Annotated in this window: 14 protein-coding genes; 9 read left to right on the top strand and 5 right to left on the bottom strand. The window is 62.6% G+C overall.

What is annotated here, in order from left to right; genetic code table 11:
- Positions 1-16: 16 nt before the first annotated feature.
- From V1292_RS30375 to hutI, 4 genes are all read right to left on the bottom strand, one after another.
- Positions 17-1,267: a GTP cyclohydrolase II gene (locus tag V1292_RS30375; protein ID WP_334376226.1), complete on the bottom strand. Its 1,251-nt coding sequence runs from the start codon at positions 1,265-1,267 to the stop codon at positions 17-19.
- A 175-nt stretch (positions 1,268-1,442) separates the two neighbouring features.
- The gene (gene hutU / locus V1292_RS30380) at positions 1,443-3,113 is read right to left on the bottom strand and encodes a urocanate hydratase (RefSeq protein WP_334376227.1); all 1,671 of its coding nucleotides are present in this window, start codon (positions 3,111-3,113) and stop codon (positions 1,443-1,445) included.
- Entirely contained in the window at positions 3,110-4,687 is a 1,578-nt protein-coding gene (hutH, locus tag V1292_RS30385; RefSeq protein WP_334376228.1) for a histidine ammonia-lyase, read from the bottom strand. Before hutH ends, hutU begins: the two co-directional genes overlap by 4 nt.
- Entirely contained in the window at positions 4,684-5,898 is a 1,215-nt protein-coding gene (hutI, locus tag V1292_RS30390) for an imidazolonepropionase (protein WP_334376229.1), read from the bottom strand. Before hutI ends, hutH begins: the two co-directional genes overlap by 4 nt.
- Before the next feature lie 87 nt (positions 5,899-5,985).
- On the opposite strand from hutI, the gene V1292_RS30395 reads away from it, so the two are divergent.
- From V1292_RS30395 to V1292_RS30435, 9 genes are all read left to right on the top strand, one after another.
- Positions 5,986-7,344, top strand: a complete 1,359-nt coding sequence (locus V1292_RS30395) for a formimidoylglutamate deiminase (RefSeq protein ID WP_334376230.1) — start codon at positions 5,986-5,988, stop codon at positions 7,342-7,344.
- Entirely contained in the window at positions 7,341-8,093 is a 753-nt protein-coding gene (gene hutC, locus V1292_RS30400) for a histidine utilization repressor (protein WP_334376231.1), read from the top strand. Before V1292_RS30395 ends, hutC begins: the two co-directional genes overlap by 4 nt.
- Before the next feature lie 102 nt (positions 8,094-8,195).
- Positions 8,196-9,140, top strand: a complete 945-nt coding sequence (locus V1292_RS30405) for an ABC transporter substrate-binding protein (RefSeq protein WP_334376232.1) — start codon at positions 8,196-8,198, stop codon at positions 9,138-9,140.
- An 86-nt stretch (positions 9,141-9,226) separates the two neighbouring features.
- Positions 9,227-10,000, top strand: a complete 774-nt coding sequence (locus V1292_RS30410; protein ID WP_156795989.1) for an ABC transporter permease — start codon at positions 9,227-9,229, stop codon at positions 9,998-10,000.
- Positions 9,997-10,782: an ABC transporter ATP-binding protein gene (locus V1292_RS30415; protein WP_334376233.1), complete on the top strand. Its 786-nt coding sequence runs from the start codon at positions 9,997-9,999 to the stop codon at positions 10,780-10,782. Before V1292_RS30410 ends, V1292_RS30415 begins: the two co-directional genes overlap by 4 nt.
- A 186-nt stretch (positions 10,783-10,968) precedes the next feature.
- Positions 10,969-12,252, top strand: a complete 1,284-nt coding sequence (locus tag V1292_RS30420; protein ID WP_334376234.1) for a cystathionine gamma-synthase family protein — start codon at positions 10,969-10,971, stop codon at positions 12,250-12,252.
- 98 nt (positions 12,253-12,350) lie between these two features.
- Positions 12,351-13,439 (top strand): mandelate racemase/muconate lactonizing enzyme family protein, encoded by a 1,089-nt coding sequence (locus V1292_RS30425; protein WP_334376235.1) that lies wholly within the window; start codon positions 12,351-12,353, stop codon positions 13,437-13,439.
- 423 nt (positions 13,440-13,862) lie between these two features.
- The gene (locus tag V1292_RS30430) at positions 13,863-14,315 is read left to right on the top strand and encodes a (2Fe-2S)-binding protein (protein ID WP_334376236.1); all 453 of its coding nucleotides are present in this window, start codon (positions 13,863-13,865) and stop codon (positions 14,313-14,315) included.
- 2 nt (positions 14,316-14,317) lie between these two features.
- Positions 14,318-16,636 carry a xanthine dehydrogenase family protein molybdopterin-binding subunit gene (locus tag V1292_RS30435; protein ID WP_334376237.1) on the top strand — a complete coding sequence of 773 codons (2,319 nt, stop codon included), beginning with the start codon at positions 14,318-14,320 and terminating at the stop codon, positions 16,634-16,636.
- 102 nt (positions 16,637-16,738) lie between these two features.
- Here the strand turns inward: V1292_RS30435 and V1292_RS30440 are convergent, their stop codons facing one another.
- Positions 16,739-18,466 (bottom strand): methanol/ethanol family PQQ-dependent dehydrogenase, encoded by a 1,728-nt coding sequence (locus V1292_RS30440; protein ID WP_334376238.1) that lies wholly within the window; start codon positions 18,464-18,466, stop codon positions 16,739-16,741.
- Positions 18,467-18,476 lie beyond the last annotated feature (10 nt).

An 18,476-nucleotide genomic window follows, 5' to 3' on the forward strand; every position in this document is an offset into this window, starting at 1 on the left:
ATGGCCCTGGCTCGCCCTAGTATTTTTCGAGCGGCCGACCGGAGGCAATCAGATCCTCAGGCTTCGTGTCAGGTGAAAAATATCCCGCGGCTTTCTTGGCGGCCATTTCCACATGGGCGTCGGCGGGAATCATGTAATCGGGAATAGCGACGCGCTCGACAATGTCGATACCCTGCCCCGTAAGCGCATCATACTTCATGTCGCTCATCGAGATGAAGCGATCGATGCGCTTCAATCCCAGCCAGTGAATGACATCCGGCATCAGTTGCTGGAAACGCGCATCCTGCACCCCGGCAACGCATTCCGTTCGTTCGAAATAGGCGGATGCATCGTCGCCATCTTCCTGACGCTTGCGCGCATTGTAGACCAGAAATTTCGTGACCTCGCCGAGCGCCCGGCCTTCCTTGCGGTTGTAGACGATAACGCCCAGACCACCCGATTGTCCGGCGCGCGCGCATTCCTCGATGCCCTGAATGAGATATGGACGGCAGGTGCAAATGTCCGAGCCGAAAACATCCGAACCGTTGCACTCGTCATGGACGCGACAGGTGATTTTGGTCCGATGGTCCGGAAGCTTCGTGACGTCGCCGAACAGATAGACGGTCGTTCCGCCGATCGGCGGAAGAAAGACTTGCAAATCGGGGCGCGTGACAAGCTCGGGAAACATGCCCGCAGTCTGTTCGAACAGCGCACGCCGCAGATTGGTCACGCTCGTGCCGAAGCGCCGCGCGATCCCGGGCAAGTGCCAGACCGGATCGATCGCTATCTTGACAACGGAGACAGAGCCGCTGGCGTGAACGAACTCGCCGTCGGGCACCAACCGCTTGGCGGCCAGAGCCGCCTGAATTTCCGGCAGGTCGAGCCGGGCCCGCGTGATCGCGATGCTCGGCCGGATATCGATGCCTTCCGTGATTTCGGCGCGAAAGTTCTCCGCGACGAGATGTCCCCACGGATCGAGCGCAACGATGCGTTCCGGATCCATCCATTGCGAGAACGGCCCAACGGTCGCGGCTGGGTGTGTATTGGTCAGATCGGGGCGACGGATCGGATCCAGCGCACCCGAAGAAACGGCAAGTGCGCGGTAGACCGCATAGGAGCCCCCGTGACTGCCAATCACGTTACGATCCTGCGGACGCGATACCGTTCCGATGATCGGACCGCGTTCACGCGCGGTCGGCGCTCCCCATACGATCGGGAATTCATGCGTCGCACCGGGCACCGGATGCGATGTCAGGCGAATATGGTCAATACGATTGGAACTGCTCATCGTTCGGTAGTCCTAAAACGGCAACGGCCCGCCTGAATGACGGGCCTGACCGGAGAACCAAATGAAGTATACGGGTCAGTGACCCCTGCACTACTATATAGGTAAACTGCGTGCATTTACAACAAGGAAGGAAATCCTCCCCTCTGGAAACACCGGCGCAAGAAAGTCCGGAGCGCTAAAACGTCAGGCCGGGCAGATCGAGCCCGTTGGCGCGGGCACATGCAATCGCGCTTTCATAGCCGGCGTCGGCATGACGCATGACGCCCGATGCCGGATCGTTCCACAACACGCGTTCAAGTCGACGCGCCGCCTCCTGCGTTCCGTCGGCGACAATGACCATGCCGGCGTGCTGCGAATAGCCGATCCCGACGCCGCCGCCATGATGTATCGAGACCCAGGTGGCCCCGCTGGCACAATTGAGCAGCGCATTGAGCAGCGGCCAGTCCGACACTGCATCCGAGCCGTCGCGCATCGCTTCGGTTTCGCGGTTCGGGCTCGCAACCGAGCCGCTGTCGAGATGATCGCGGCCGATGACGATCGGCGCCTTCAGTTCGCCGCGTGCCACCATGTGATTGAACGCCATGCCGAGCCGGTGGCGATCACCGAGACCGACCCAGCAGATTCGTGCCGGCAGCCCCTGGAACTTGATCCGTGCTTTCGCCATATCGAGCCAGTTATGGAGATGCTTATCGTCCGGCATCAGCTCCTTGACCTTGGCGTCGGTCCGAAAAATATCTTCGGGATCTCCTGATAGCGCCGCCCACCGGAACGGGCCGACGCCGCGGCAAAACAGCGGACGGATGTAAGCCGGTACGAAGCCGGGGAAATCGAACGCGTTCTTCAGTCCCATGTCCTTCGCCATCTGGCGAATGTTGTTGCCATAGTCGAGCGTGGGAATACCTTGCGCGTGGAAATCCAACATGGCCTGGACGTGGCCGACCATGGAAGTCTTCGCCGCGACTTCAACTGCTTTCGGGTCGGCCTCGCGTTTCGATTCCCACTCGGCAAGTGTCCATCCCTTCGGCAAATAGCCGTTGATCGGATCGTGCGCGCTGGTCTGGTCGGTAACGATGTCGGGCCTGACGCCGCGGCGCACAAGCTCGGGAAAAACTTCGGCGGCATTGCCGAGAAGGCCGACGGAGACCGGCTTCTTGTTCTGCGCCGCCTCCGTCATGATCGCGAGCGCCTCGTCAAGCGAACTTGCCTGCCGGTCGAGGTAACCCGTGCGCAGCCGCATCTCGATGCGGCTCGCTTGGCATTCGATCGCGAGCATCGACGCCCCGGCCATGGTCGCGGCGAGCGGCTGCGCGCCGCCCATGCCGCCGAGACCCGCCGTCAAGATCCACTTGCCCGCGAGGTTGCCGCCGTAATGACGCCGCCCGACCTCGACAAACGTTTCATACGTCCCCTGCACGATGCCCTGGCTGCCGATGTAGATCCACGAGCCGGCCGTCATCTGGCCGAACATCATCAGCCCTTGCTTGTCGAGCTCATTGAAGTGATCGAGCGTCGCCCAGTGGGGCACCAGATTCGAGTTCGCGATCAGCACGCGCGGCGCATCGGCATGGGTGCGGAAAATTCCGACCGGCTTGCCCGACTGCACCGCCAGCGTCTGGTCGCCTTCGAGCTTGCGCAGCGAGGCGACGATCCGATCAAAGCTGTCCCAGTCGCGGGCAGCACGGCCGATTCCGCCATAGACGACGAGTTCGCTCGGCCGTTCGGCAACATCAGGATCGAGATTGTTCATCAGCATTCGAAGCGGCGCTTCCGTCAGCCAGCTCTTGGCGCTGATCTCGGGCCCGTGGGGCGCCCGGATGATGCGGTCGTTGTCCAGTCGGCGGTTCATGACAAAGAGCCTCTCTCGGCAAGGATTGGAAACGGGTTACTTTCAAGCACCGACATAGCCGCCGTCGGCAACGCGCCGGATTCAACCAGCGCCGTTGCCTTCGCGAGGTCATCGGCCATGTAGCGATCGCTGCCGAGCGCCGGCACCTGCTCGCGCAATACAGCAATCACAGCAGCCAGCGCGGGACTGGTCGCATGCGGTGCGCGCAGCCCAATGCCTTGCGCCGCAACCAATAGCTCGATGCCGAGGATGGTGGCGAGATTGTCCGCCATGTCAGACAACCGCCGCGCGGCGTGTGCGGCCATCGACACGTGATCTTCCTGGTTTGCGCTGGTCGGCGTCGAGTCGATCGAGCAGGCCGAGGCGCGCTGTTTATTCTCCGCATAGAGCGCGGCTGCCGTCACTTCGGCGATCATGAAGCCGGAGTTGAGGCCGGGATCGGGAGTCAGAAACGGCGGCAGGCCGAAGTTGAGCGCGGGATCGACGAGGGTCGCGATGCGTCGCTCGCTGATCGCCCCGATCTCGGAGAGTGCCAGCGCAATCTGGTCGGCGGCAAAAGCGACCGGCTCGGCGTGAAAATTGCCACCCGAGACGATCTCTCCGGTCTCGACCAGGACCAGCGGGTTATCGGTGACGGCGTTCGCTTCGATCGTCAGCGTGCGGGCGGCTTGCGTCAGCAAATCGAGCGCGGCGCCGGCGACCTGGGGCTGGCAGCGCAGGCAATAGGGATCCTGCACGCGCTCGTCGCCTTCGAGATGCGAGTTCCTGATGTCGCTGCCGTCAAGCAGTGCCGTTAGCGCAGCGCCGGCGGCGATTTGCCCGGCATGCCCGCGCAGTTGCTGGATCTCGGGACGAAACGGCGCCGTCGACGCCATCGCCGCATCGACCGACAACGCGCCCGTCACTAACGCCGCACTGGCCAGGCCATGGGCGCGCAGCAATCCGGAAATGGCGTAGGCGGTCGAAAATTGCGTGCCATTGATCAGCGCGAGACCTTCCTTCGGACCGAGCGCCACCGGCGCAAGACCGGCGGCGGCCAGTGCATCGCGGGCCGGCACAACGCTTCCGCCGACCAGCGCCTGCCCCTCGCCGATCATGACCGCCGTCATATGCGCAAGCGGCGCGAGATCGCCGGACGCTCCGACCGATCCCTGCTGCGGCACCAGCGGACAAATGCCCTTCGCCAACATGGCCTGGAGCTGCTCGATGATTTCGCGGCGCACGCCCGATGCGCCTCGCCCCAGCGAGACGATCTTGAGCGCCATCATCAGGCGAACGATCGGCTCCGGCGTCGGCGGCCCCACTCCGCAGCAATGCGACACAATGAGATTGTGCTGCAGCAGCGCCGTCTGGTCGGCAGCAATCCGCTTCGACGCCAGTTTTCCAAATCCGGTATTGATGCCGTACGCCGGGGCTTCCGCGCGCGCGGCCGCCGCAACAATCGAAGATGCCGCTTCAACGCGCGGCCAGAACGATGGATCGAGCACGACCGGAGCGCCGGCAAGGACTTGCGCCAGATCGTCGAGGTTGACCCTTCCAGGCGAAACCACAATGGGGGCATCGGGGCGGCTCACTGTCCCCTCCACACCCGGCTATGCAACGGATTAAAACCGATCCGGTAAACAAGCTCGGCCGGCCGCTCGATCTCCCAGATCGCAAGATCACACCATTTGCCCGCCTGGAGCGTTCCTGTCTCGCCGAGAATTCCGAGCGCGCGCGCACCTTCCCGCGTTACGCCAGCGAGGCATTCGGCAACGGTCATCCGGAACAGCGTTGCGCCCATGTTCATGGCCAAGAGAAGCGACGTCAGCGGCGAACTGCCGGGATTGCAGTCGGTCGCAAGTGCCATGTTGACGCCGTGGGCGCGGAATAGTTCGACCGGCGGCTTCGTCGTCTCGCGAATAAAATAGAATGCGCCCGGCAGCAGTACCGCCACCGTCCCTGCCCGCGCCATCGCAGCGGCGCCGGCGTCATCGGTGTGCTCCAGATGATCGGCCGACAAGGCCGCGAATTCCGCCGCAAGCGCGGCGCCGCCGAGATTCGAGAGCTGATCCGCATGCAGCTTGACCGGCAATCCAAGCGCCGTTGCCGCGCGGAACACCCGTGCCGTTTGCTCTCCCGAAAACGCAATACCTTCCATGAAGGCATCGACGGCGTCGGCCAATCCGGCCTGCGCCACCGCCGGCAACATCTCGCGGCAGACAAGGTCGATATACCGATCCTTGTCACCGTCAGCTTCCGGTGGCGTCGCGTGCGCGCCGAGAAACGTCGTCTTGATGGCGACCGGCCGCTTATCACCCAGCACACGCGCCGCCGACAGCTGACGCATCTCGGTTTCGGTATCGAGGCCGTAGCCGGATTTGATCTCCAGCGTCGTCACGCCCTCGCCGATCAGGGCGTCGAGCCTTGGCAGCGCGCAGGCAACAAGCTCGGCCTCGCTGGACGCCCGCGTCGCCGCGACGGTGGCGACAATGCCGCCGCCGGCGCGCGCGATCTCTTCGTAGCTCGCTCCCTGCAGCCGCAGCTCGAACTCATGCGCGCGGTTTCCGCCAAAAACCAGATGGGTATGACAATCCACCAATCCCGGCGTGATCCAGCGCCCCGCGCAATCGATCCGTTCGACCGCATCGGCGTCCGATGGAAAGTCGGAACGGCTACCGGCGAACGCGATGCGGCCGTCGCGCGCGGCGATCAGGCCGTCCTCGATCACACCGAGCCCCGGCAGATCCTCGCGGACCGTGGCGAGCCGGGAGTTGAGCCAGATTCGATCGAAGCGCTCGGCCATGCAGATCTCCTCACAGGCAGGAGCTTGACGTCTCTATATGTCTATACATAAAATCGCGTGGGTGTTCTGTCCAGCCGGTTTCGAAACATGTCGACACTGCATTTCGCATCAGCGCTGCTCCCCTCGGGGTGGGCCGATGACGTGCAGGTGGTGGTGACGGACCAGACCATCACCGAGGTTACGGCCGGCGTGGCGCCGGGACGGCATGACGAACGCCACAAGCTCGCAATTCCCGGCATAGCGAGCCTGCATAGCCATGCGTTCCAGCGTGGCATGGCGGGGCTCGCCGAAACGCGCGGCAATTCGGCGGATACGTTCTGGACATGGCGCGAGACGATGTATCGCTTCGCGCTCGAAATGACGCCGGAAGACGTCGAAGCCGTCGCCACGCTGCTCTATGTCGAGATGCTCGAGCAAGGCTATACGCGCGTCGGCGAATTCCACTATCTCCATCACGACCACGACGGCGCGCCCTACGCCAACCCCGCCGAGATGGCGACGCGAATTGCGCGCGCCGCCGAAATCTCCGGCATCGGGCTGACGCTGCTGCCGAGTTTCTATGCACACAGCTCGTTCGGCGGAGCGGCACCACATGCCGGCCAGCGCCGGTTCATCTGCTCGGTCGATCAGTTTGCCAACCTAACTGATGCCACGCGGGCAGCCGTCCGCGCGGTGCCCGGAGCCAATGTCGGCATCGCGCCGCACAGCCTGCGCGCCGTAACGCCTGACGAATTGGCGGCCCTCGCGCCATTGGCCGAAGCCGGGCCGATGCATATCCATGCCGCCGAACAGACCAGGGAAGTCGAGGAATGCATCGCCTGGTCGGGCCGGCGGCCGGTTGAGTGGCTGCTCGAACATGCGCCCGTCGATCAGCGCTGGTGCCTGATCCATGCGACCCATATGACCGAAGCGGAAACCACCGCGCTTGCAAGAAGCGGTGCGGTCGCCGGACTCTGCCCGGTCACCGAAGCCAGTCTTGGCGACGGCATTTTTTCGGCCCGCGAATTCCTCGATGCCGGCGGGCGGTTCGGCATCGGGACGGACTCCAACGTGCTGGTCGGCGTCACCGACGAACTGCGTCAGCTCGAATACGGCCAGCGCTTGAAACACCGCGAGCGCAATGTGCTGTCCGGCGGTCCCGGCCTATCGACCGGCCGCGCGCTGTTCGACGCCGCGCTCGCCGGCGGGACGCAGGCGCTCGCACAGCCAACTGCCAGCCTGCAGGCCGGTGCACGCGCCGACATCGTGACTCTCGACACCACCCATCCCTCGCTCGCCGGGCGTCGCGGAGACGCTGTCCTCGACGGCTGGATTTTTGCCGCAGGCGCAAGTGCCGTCGACACGGTCTGGGCCGGCGGCGCCAAAGTCGTTGAGAAAGGACGTCACAGGCTCCGCGAGAGCGCACGTGAGACGTTCAACGCGGCGGTGCGGAGGCTCGTGGCATGAGCCTCGCCACCGATCGCGGCAAACTCCAATCGGCCGACAAGCCGACGCTGTACAAGCAGATCCGGATCGACATCGAGCGCCGCATCCTGACCGGAGAATGGCCGCCCGGGCACCGCATCCCGTTCGAGCACGAGTTGATGTTGCGCTATGGCTGCTCGCGCATGACGGTGAGCAAGGCGCTGTCGGAACTTGCGCAAGCCGATCTCATCGAGCGGCGGCGCAAGGCCGGCAGCTTTGTCCGCCGTCCCACATTTCTGTCAGCGGTGCTCAAGATCGTCGATATCCGCGCAGAGATAGGCGCGCTCGGCCGCAGTTACGGCTATGAGTTGATCCAGTGCTCGCGGCGCACCGCAAACGCCGCCGACCGCGCCCGCCTTGGCGCAGGGAAAACCGGAAAGGTGATCGCGATTGCATGCCGTCACAGCGCCGATGGCGTGCCGTTCGCCATCGAGGACAGGCTGATCGATCTCGACGCCGTGCCCGAAGCGGCTGCGGCGGATTTTGCGGCCGAGCCGCCCGGCTCGTGGCTGCTGCACCATGTGCCATGGACGGAAGCCGAGCATTCGATCAGTGCCATCGTGGCTGACGAACAGGCCGCGGCGGCACTGGATATCGCGATCGGCGCCCCCTGCCTCGTGATCGACCGGCATACCTGGCGCAGCGCCCGGCCGCTGACGGCCGTGCGCCTGCTCTATCCGGGCGAGTCCCATAAACTGATTGCTCGCTTCAAAGGCGGCTTGGAGGGATAGCAATGCACGCACGATCTGGCACAAGCTATGCAGCAGTTTTGGTAACAGCTTTGCCGCAACCAGTCTGAAGACCAGTCGATGAACCAGCAAAGGGATACAGCCATGCGTAGTTTTGGAATTTTCGCGGCAACGGCCGCTCTCCTGGTGGCCGCACCGGCCGCCGCCCAGGACGTGAAGGTCGGCATCGGCATTTCCGGATGGACCGGTTTCGCGCCGCTCACGCTCGCCAATCAGGCGGGCATCTTCAAGAAGAACGGCCTCGATGTGACGATCAAGAAGATCCCGCAGAAAGACCGCCATCTAGCTATCGCGTCGGGCGACATCCAATGCGCGGCGACCACGGTCGAGACCTGGATATCCTGGAATGCCAATGGCGTCGCCACCAAGCAGATCTTCCAGCTCGACAAGAGCTACGGCGCCGACGGCATGGCAACGCGAAACACTATCGCCTCGATCAAGGACCTCAAGGGCAAGACGGTTGCCGCATCCGCGCCCGGCACCTCACCGTATTTTGCTTTGGCTTGGATGCTCAAGAAGAACGGCCTTTCGGTCAAGGATGTCACGATCGTGAATCTGGAGCCGGCGGCGGCGGCACAGGCATTCGTCTCGGGCCAGAACGATGCGGCCATGACCTATGAGCCTTACCTCTCGACGGTGCGCGCAGCGCCGGACAAGGGCAAGATCATCGCCACCACGCTCGACTATCCGATGGTGATGGACACGTTCGGCTGCACGCCGAAATTCCTCACTGAAAACCCGAAAGCCGCCAAGGCGCTGGCCGACAGCTATTTCGAGGCGATCGCCTTGATCGAAAAGGATCAGGCCAAGTCGTACGAGATCATGGGAGCCGACGTAAAGCAGTCCGGCGAGCAATTCGGCAACTCGGCCAAATTCCTGCGCTGGCAGGACAAAGCCGCGAACCAGAAATTCTTCGCGGGCGAATTCCTGACCTTCAACAAGGAAGCTGCAGAGCTGTTGCTCGAGATCGGCGTCATCAAATCGGTTCCGAAGATCGACGACCTCTTCGACGCAAGCTTCATCAAGTAGTTTTGCGTGTACCACGCCAGTCCCGCTCTCGGTCATGAGAGCGGGACGACGGCGATCACCGCACAGCTTTTTAGGATATGCCTGTGATACGTCCCCTGGATCCCGTGACATCGAGGCAGCGCGCGGCCTATGGCCTGGCGTTCTTCGTGCTTTTCGTTGCCGTGTGGGCTTGGGCGACCTTTGGCGGTTACGTCTCCAAGACGTTTCTCGCCAACCCGCTGACGATGCTGCAGGAGGGTTGGGAGCTGCTGACAAAGCACGGCTTCCTGTTCGACATCGGCATGACGGTCTGGCGTGTCGTCGGCGGCTTTGTGCTGGCGGCCATCATCGCCGTGCCGCTCGGCGTTCTGATGGGAGCCTACAAGCCGATCGAAGCTTTCCTGGAGCCGTTCGTCTCGTTTGCCCGCTACCTGCCCGCCTCGGCTTTCATCCCCCTGTTGATCCTGTGGGCGGGCATCGGCGAGCTGCAGAAGCTCCTGGTCATTTTCATCGGCTCGGTCTTCCAGATCATCCTGATGGTCACCGTGACGGTCGGAAACACCAGGCGCGACCTCGTTGAAGCCGCCTACACGCTGGGCGCCAGCGACCGCGGCATCATCAACCGTGTGCTGCTGCCATCCTCTGCCCCCGAGGTCGCGGAGATCCTTCGGCTCGTTCTCGGCTGGGCGTGGACCTATGTCATCGTCGCCGAGTTGATCGGTTCATCGTCGGGCATCGGCCACATGATCACCGACAGCCAGGCCCTGCTCAACACCGGCCAGATTATCTTCGGCATCATCGTGATCGGGCTGATCGGGCTGGTGTCGGACTTCCTGTTCAAGGCCTTCAACGCCTGGCTGTTTCCGTGGAAACTGGCATGACCGAACTGAAAATCGATCAGGTCGCCCGCACCTTCCCCGCGCGCCAGGGGCATGCGCCGACACGCGCGCTGGAGCCGATCGACCTCAACGTCCGCAATAATGACTTCGTCACCATCCTCGGCCCTTCGGGTTGCGGAAAATCGACGTTGCTGCGCATCGTCGCCGGGCTTGACCGGCCGACCAGCGGCCGGGTCATTCTTGATGGGCAAGAGGTCGTTGGCCCCGGCGCGGATCGCGGCATGGTGTTTCAGTCCTACACCCTGTTTCCATGGCTGACCGTGCGCGAAAACATCGCGTTTGGCCTGCGCGAGCGCGGGATTTCCGAAGCTGATCGCGGCAAGATCGCCGACGGCTTCATCCAACGGGTCGGCTTATCGGGCTTTGAAAATCATTGGCCAAAGCAACTCTCCGGCGGCATGCAGCAGCGCACGGCGATCGCGCGGGCGCTCGCCAACGATCCAAAGATCCTGCTGCTCGACGAGCCGTTCGGCGCGCTGGATAACCAAACCCGCGTGCTGATGCAGGAAATGCTGCTCGGCATCTGGGAACGCGAGCAGAAAACCGTGCTGTTCGTCACCCATGATATCGAGGAAGCGATCTTTCTCGGCAGCCGCGTCATCGTCATGAGCGCGCGTCCCGGCCGCATCAAGGCCGAGATCGCGGTCGATCTACCCCACCCGCGATCCTACAAAATCAAGACCACGCCCGAATTCGTCAGCCTGAAGGAACGGCTCGTCGAAGAGATCCGCGCCGAGGCATTGAAGGTCGCGGTTCATGCCTGACGATCGAGCACTGCGAAATCCGCTCCGGATGCGGTGAAATCAGTCCCGAATTTTGCTACGCTGATCCCCGCTTAACAACGTCAACTGGAGCCGCTGGATGCCGTCGCATCCATCACTCCTGATCGCCTCGCGATTGCGCACCTCCAACGCAGTGCGGCGTTCCGCATCCCGACAGGGAGACAGCCCATGGTGAAACCGTTTCCGTCGAAGACCCACATCGGCAACCACATGCTGCATCCGGAAACGCTGATGCTGAACTACGGCTACGATCCGCAACTGTCGGAAGGAGCCGTCAAACCACCGGTCTTCCTGACCTCGACCTTCGTCTTCAGGACTGCCGAAGATGGACAGGACTTCTTCGATTACGTTGCGGGCCGGCGCGAGCCGCCCGAGGGGATGGGCGCAGGTCTGGTTTACTCGCGGTTCAATCACCCCAATAGCGAGATCGTCGAGGACAGGCTGTCGGTGTACGAGCGCGCCGAGAATTGCGCACTGTTCTCTTCGGGCATGGCCGCGATTTCGACGACAATCCTGGCCTTCGTCCGCCCTGGCGACGTCATCCTGCACTCCCAGCCGCTGTATGGCGGGACGGAGACTCTGTTTGCGAAGACGCTTGCGAACCTCTCCATCGGTGCGGTGGGCTTCTCCGACGGCATTGACGAAGCGGCGGTCAGAGCGGCAGCGGGTGACGCCATGCGCAAAGGCCGGCTTGCGATGATTTTCATTGAGACACCGGCCAATCCCACCAATGGTCTGGTCGACATAGCGATGGTCCGCCGGATCGCCGAGATGATCGGCCAAACCCAGGGGAGTACGCCGATCATCGCATGCGATAATACGTTGCTCGGACCGGTGTTTCAGAGACCGATCGAACACGGTGCAGATCTTTCGCTGTACTCGCTGACCAAGTATATCGGCGGTCATTCCGACTTGATCGCAGGCGCTGCGCTCGGCTCAAAGGCGCTGATGAAAGAAGTCAAAGCGTTGCGAGGCGCGATTGGCACCCAACTGGACCCCCATTCCTGCTGGATGATCAGCCGGTCGCTCGAAACACTGGGCATCCGCATGGAGAAGGCTGACGCAAACGCGCGCCTCGTCGCAGATTACCTGCGCGACCACCCAAAAGTGGCAAAGGTCCATTACCTTGGTCACCACGATGAGGCATCTCCCGCCGGCCGCCTGTTTGCGAGGCAATGCACCGGTGCGGGCTCCACATTCTCGTTCGACATCGTCGGCGGCCAAGCCGCCGCGTTCAAATTCCTGAATGCCCTGCAGATCTTCAAGCTGGCCGTGAGCCTGGGCGGTACTGAATCGCTTGCCAGCCTGCCCGCAAGCATGACCCACTCCGGCGTTCCGGCTGACATCCGCCAAAAAATAGGCGTTCTCGACTGCACGATCCGGCTGTCGATCGGCATCGAGCACCCATCCGATCTGATCGCTGATATCGCGCAGGCCTTGAACGCGACTTAGCAGCACGTTGGGAGGTCGTTCCCGTCTGAGGGCCGCAGGCAATTGCTCTGCCGACAAGATCGATTTAGCGTGCAATGAAAAGACCGGGTGGAAACACAATGGCGCTTATCAAGACAACCGAGGCCGGACTCTACCGGATCCCCCTGCCCGTTACCCTCTCCGACAGCACGCACGGCGAACTCAACGCTTTCGAACTGGTGACATGCCGTGTCCGCGATTCCGACGGGGCCGAAGGTGTCGGCTATACATACACCGTCGGCCGCAATGGCGGCGCGATTGCCGACATTCTCCGGCGGGAGATCCCCGAACTGATCGAGGGCCGCGAGGCCGACGACACCGAAGCCATCTGGCATCACGTCTGGTGGAGCTTGCATTACGGCGGGCGTGGCGGACCGCCGGTGCTTGCGCTCTCGGCGCTCGATATCGCCCTGTGGGACCTGAAGTCGCGCCGCGCCAATCTGCCGCTGTTTCGCATGTTGGGCGGCTTCGACGCCCGCGTGCCCTGCTACGCCGGCGGCATCGACCTCGATTTGTCCATCGAGCAGCTTTTGAAGCAAACCGACGACAATCTCGCCAGGGGCTTTCGCGCCATCAAGATGAAGGTGGGCCGCGCCGATCTCGCATCCGACGTCGCACGCGTGCAGGCGATGCGCCAACATCTCGGCAACGGCTTTCCCCTGATGGCGGATGCCAACATGAAATGGACGGTCGAGGAAGCCATTCGCGCGGCACGCGCGCTGCAACCCTACGACCTCACCTGGCTCGAAGAACCGATCATTCCCGACGATATTGCCGGTCACGCCCGCATCATGGCTGCCGGCGGCGTCCCGATCGCGGCCGGCGAAAACCTGCGAACGCTCTGGGAATTCAAGAACTATATCGCGGCCGGCGCTGTGTCCTATCCGGAGCCCGACGTCACCAATTGCGGCGGGGTTACAGCTTTCATGAAGATCGCGCGGCTGGCGGAAGCGTTCAATCTACCGGTGACCAGCCACGGCGCACATGACGTTACCGTGCATTTGCTCGCGGCGTGTCCGAACCGCTCCTATCTCGAAGCGCACGGATTTGGGCTCGAAAGTTACATCGAGCACCCGCTTGTCCTCCAGGAAGGCATGGCATTGGCGCCGACGCGGCCCGGCCATGGAATTACATTCGACTGGAAAGGGTTGGCGCAGCTCGCAAAGTAACAACGGGACAGGCTAGTCCGCGACGCTGTGCTGATCGCACCGGTCTGTCCGCGAACCCCTGCAAGGCGGGTTCTGCGGCCGGCAGGAAAAATTGGCAGTCCGTGAGGAGCGGCCCCGCTTTCGTCCAAAATTGAGTGCAAAGACAACACGTTGTGAATTCGATCCGGCGCGCTTTCTGATAGCGTCCGCTAGGCGCCTGTCTCCCGCCGCGCCGTCCTGTAAACACGATGAATGTTTAAGCAGGAGGATGGCCGCACACGGAAAATTCAAAGCAAATCGTACGATTCAGCCAGGGATTGCCAAGCATGGCCGGCGCCGGCCATTGCGATCAAACTCGTCAAGCCACGGCGTTGAGCGGTTAGGAAAAATATTCTCGCCCACGTCGAAGAGACATCAGCAGCTTATGAAGAGCGAGGAACGATCATGATCAAGGTGAAGATCAATAGCCAGGAGCATAGCTGGGACGGCGACCCGGACCTTCCATTACTCTGGTTTCTGCGCGATGAGGTCGGCTTGACGGGCACGAAATATGGCTGCGGCCAGGCCTTGTGCGGTGCATGCACGGTGATCGTCGACAAACAGGCCGTCCGCGCCTGTATCACCTCGGTGTCCGACGTGGTCGGCCGGGAAGTCACCACCATCGAAGGCCTTCATCCGACCGGCGATCACGCGGTCCAGAAGGCCTGGCGTCAGGTCAATGTTCCGCAATGCGGCTTTTGCCAGGCCGGCCAGATCATGCAGGCGGCCGCACTGCTGATGGAAAATCCGAAACCCACGCACGACCAGATACGCGAGGCGATGGCGGGCAATATCTGCCGTTGCGGCACTTACCAGCGCATCGCAAACGCCGTGCATCTGGCATCGACGGGGGTGTGATCATGAATATCCTCACCAATCCCAAAAAGCTCCGTGGTTTTGAACGCCATATCAAGGTCGATAACGTCTCCCGTCGCAGTATCCTCAAGGGCCTCGGGCTGGCCGGCGGCTTTGTACTCGCCGCGCCGGTGATGTCACGCCCAGGCTTTGCCGCGTACCAGACCGGCGCGGACAAGATGCCGCACGGTACCGTGGTGGACCCGCGCGTATTCGTTTCTATCGCCTCCGACGGAACAGTGACGATCGTCGCGCACCGCGCCGAGATGGGAACGGGTGTCCGCACCAGCCTGCCGATGATCGTCGCCGAAGAGATGGAAGCCGACTGGTCGCGTGTTCGCGTCCAGCAGGCGCCTGGCGACGAGGTCAAGTTCGGCAACCAGGATACCGACGGATCGCGCAGCACGCGGCATTACCTCATGCCAATGCGCCAGATCGGCGCCTCGGCCCGCACAATGCTCGAAACAGCCGCGGCGAAACGCTGGGGCGTGCCAGCGACCGAAGTGAAGGCGATCAATCACGAGGTCGTTCACAATGCGAGCGGACGCCGCATCGGTTTCGGCGAGCTAGCAGCCGATGCCGCCAAGGAGTCGGTGCCGAGTGTCGAAGGCTTGAGGCTCAAGGACCCGAAGGACTTCCGCTATCTCGGCAAGGGCGCGATCGGCATCGTCGACGGTCGCGACATCACGGTGGGCGCCGCGCGCTACGGCGCCGACGTCCGGCTAGCAGGCATGAAATATGCCGTCATCGCCCGGCCGCCGGTGACCGGCGGCAAGGTCGCGTCGTTCGATGGGGCGGAAGCGATGAAGGTTTCCGGCGTCGAGAAGGTCATGGAAGTCAGGGGCTGGCCGTGGCCTTCAAAATTCCAGCCGCTCGGCGGGATCGCTGTGATCGCGCGCAACACCGGCGCGGCTATCAAGGGCCGCAACGCGTTGAAGATCGTCTGGGACGATGGCGCCAACGGCAAATACGAGTCGGTCGCCTACCGCGCCGAACTGGAGCAAGCCGCACGGAAACCCGGCCTGGTGGTACGCAAGGAGGGCGACGTCGAGGCCGCCTTGAAGGGCGCCGACAAGGTGATCGTCGGTGAGTACTACGTGCCGCATCATGCCCATGCCAGCATGGAACCGCCGGTCGCGGTCGCGGACGTCAAGGGCGACAAGGCGGAGATCTGGGCACCAGTGCAAAGCGCGGGCGGAACGCGCGAAGACGTCGCCACAACGCTCGGCATTCCCCAGGAGAATGTCACCGTCAACGTCACGCTGCTCGGCGGCGGCTTCGGGCGCAAGTCGAAGTGCGATTTCGCCCTCGAGGCGGCACTGCTTTCAAAGGAGCTCGGGGCCCCCGTCAAGGTGCAATGGACGCGGGAAGACGACGTTCGCAACGGCTTCCTGCACACCGTCTCGGTGGAACGCATTGAGGCTGGCCTCGACAAGAACGGCAAGGTGACGGCTTGGCGGCATCGCAGCGTCGCGCCGAGTATCGCCTCGACATTTGCCGCCGGTGCGGTGCATCAGGCGCCGTTCGAACTCGGCATGGGGCTGGTCGATATGCCCTTTGAGATCGCCAACGTCCAGTGCGAGAATCCGGAAGCGGCCGCGCGTACCCGGATCGGCTGGTTCCGCTCGGTGTCGAATATCCCGCGCGCCTTTGCGGTGCAATCGATGGTGGGCGAACTCGCCCATGCCACCAACCGCGATCAAAAGACCATGCTGCTGGAGCTGATCGGCTCTCCCCGGATCCTCAAGCTAGATTCCGTGAAGGACCTCTGGAACTATGGTGAGCCCTATGACAGCTATCCGATCGACACCGCGCGCCTTCGCAAGGTCGTCGAGCTGGTCGCGGACAAGGGCGGTTGGGGACGGTCCGTCCCCAAGGGCCACGGGCTCGGCATTGCCGCGCACCGCAGCTTCGTCAGCTACATCGCGACCATTATCGAGGTAGCTTTCGACGACAAGGGCAAGCTCACCGTGCCTCGGGTGGATACCGCGATCGATTGCGGAACCCACGTCAATCCGGAGCGAATCCAGGCGCAGATGGAAGGCGCTGTAATCATGGGCATGAGCTTCGCCAAGTATGGCGAGATCACCTTCAAGGACGGCAAGGTGGAACAGGGCAATTTCGACGATTTCCCGGTAATTCGCATCGACGAATCCCCTGCTGTGACCAACGTCTATATCGCGCCTGCCGGCCCCGACACGCCGCCCAGTGGCGTTGGCGAGCCAGGGCTGCCGCCCGTTGCGCCGGCGCTGATCAACGCGATCTTCGCCGCGACCGGCAAGCGCATCCGCGCCTTGCCGATCGGCAAGCAATTGGAGGCGTAAGGGGAACGTTGGGCCGCACCGGCCAGAACAAGGGCGGCGAACGTTCGTTCGCCGCCCTTCTCTCATCTCTGATCAATACCTAGCAAACCTGATGTCTGCCGATCACTTCTTGACGGCGAACACCCAAACGACGCCGCCCTGCGGCACGTTGTTCTCGACGCCGACATCATTCTGGGTCGCCAAAGCGTCCTGGATGCGTTGCGCGTCAACGCCCCACCCGGACTGCACCGCGATATACTGCGTGCCGTCCACTTCGTACGCGACCGGCATGCCCACGATGCCGGAGTTGGTCTTTTGCTCCCACAGCAGTTCGCCGGTCTTTGCGTGAAAGGCGCGGAACATCCGATCATTGGTGCCGCCAACCAGGACCAGATCGCCAGCGGTCACCGTCACCGAGCCGAACAGATGCGATTTCGGGAAATTATGCGACCACACCTTCTTTCCCGTCGCCGGGTCCCACGCCTGCAACTCACCAAAATGCGTGGCACCCCACCGAACCTTCAGACCGATATCTTCAGGCTTGGTCCCAAGCCAGAGCTGACCCGGCACCAACGGCAGCTTTTCGCCGGTGAAGCCGCCGCAGAAATTCTCGTTGGCGGGAACATAGACCAGGCGGGTATTCTGGCTATAGGCCGCTGACGGCCAATCCTTGCCGCCCCACAACGAAGGACAGAATTCGACCCGCTTGCCAATGCCCGGCTTGTGAGCGGGATCGACGATCGGCTTGCCGTTCGGCTCGATGCCCTTCCAGACGTCGGTATGAACGAACGGCCAGCCAGCCACGTATTTGATGCCCTCCGGCTTGCGCTCGAGCACCCAGAAGATCGCGTTGCGTCCCGGATGGATAAGGCTCTTGATGGTGCGGCCGTCCCTCTGCAGGTCGACCAGCATCGGCGCGTCCACCTCGTCCCAGTCCCAGGAATCGTTTTGATGATACTGGAAGTATGATTTGATCTTTCCGTTGTCCGGGTCGAGCGCGAGCACCGAGGTCGCGTAGAGATTGTCACCGGGATGCGTTTCCCCGGGCCAGGGTGCGGCATTGCCGGTGCCCCAGTAGATTGTCCTGGTCTCGATATCGTAGTTGCCAGTCATCCAGGCGGGCGCACCACCGGACTTCCAGTCGTCACCGCTCCATGTTTCGTGACCCGGCTCGCCTGGCCCCGGTATGGTAAAAGTCCGCCACAGCTCCTTGCCGGTATCGGCGTCGTACGCGACGACATAGCCGCGAATGCCGAACTCGCCGCCCGAGCCGCCGACGATAATCTTGCCGTCGACCACCAGGGGCATCAGGGTCAGGTACTGACCCTTCTTGTAGTCCTGAACCTTGGTATCCCAGAGCACCTTACCGGTCTTCGCGTCGAGGGCCACCACGTGATCGTCCGTCGTGGCCAGATACAGCTTGTCCTGCCACAAGCCTACGCCGCGGTTCGTTGGATGCAGTTGGAAGAGGTCGTCGGGAAGCTGCCGTTTGTATCGCCAGTACTCATCACCCGTCTTGGCGTTGAGGGCGATTACCTGACCTTGCGGGGTCGTGACGAACATGACGCCATTGTTGACGACTGGGGGCGACTGGTGCCCTTCCACCACGCCGGTCGAGAAAGTCCACACCGGCACCAGGTCTTTGACGTTCGAAGTATTGATCTGGTTAAGCGGGCTATATCCCTGCCCGTCGTAGGTCCGCCGATAGAGCATCCAATTGCCGGGTTCCGGGTTCTTGAGGCGATCGGCGGTCACCGGACTGTACTTCTCGATCGGGCCAGCACCGGCGGCGATTGAGAACAGGCATGTTGACGCGAACAAGCTCGGCAACAGCCATTGCTTCATGGTCATAGACGCTACC

The organism is Bradyrhizobium sp. AZCC 1719 (assembly GCF_036924525.1).
GTDB lineage: Bacteria > Pseudomonadota > Alphaproteobacteria > Rhizobiales > Xanthobacteraceae > Bradyrhizobium.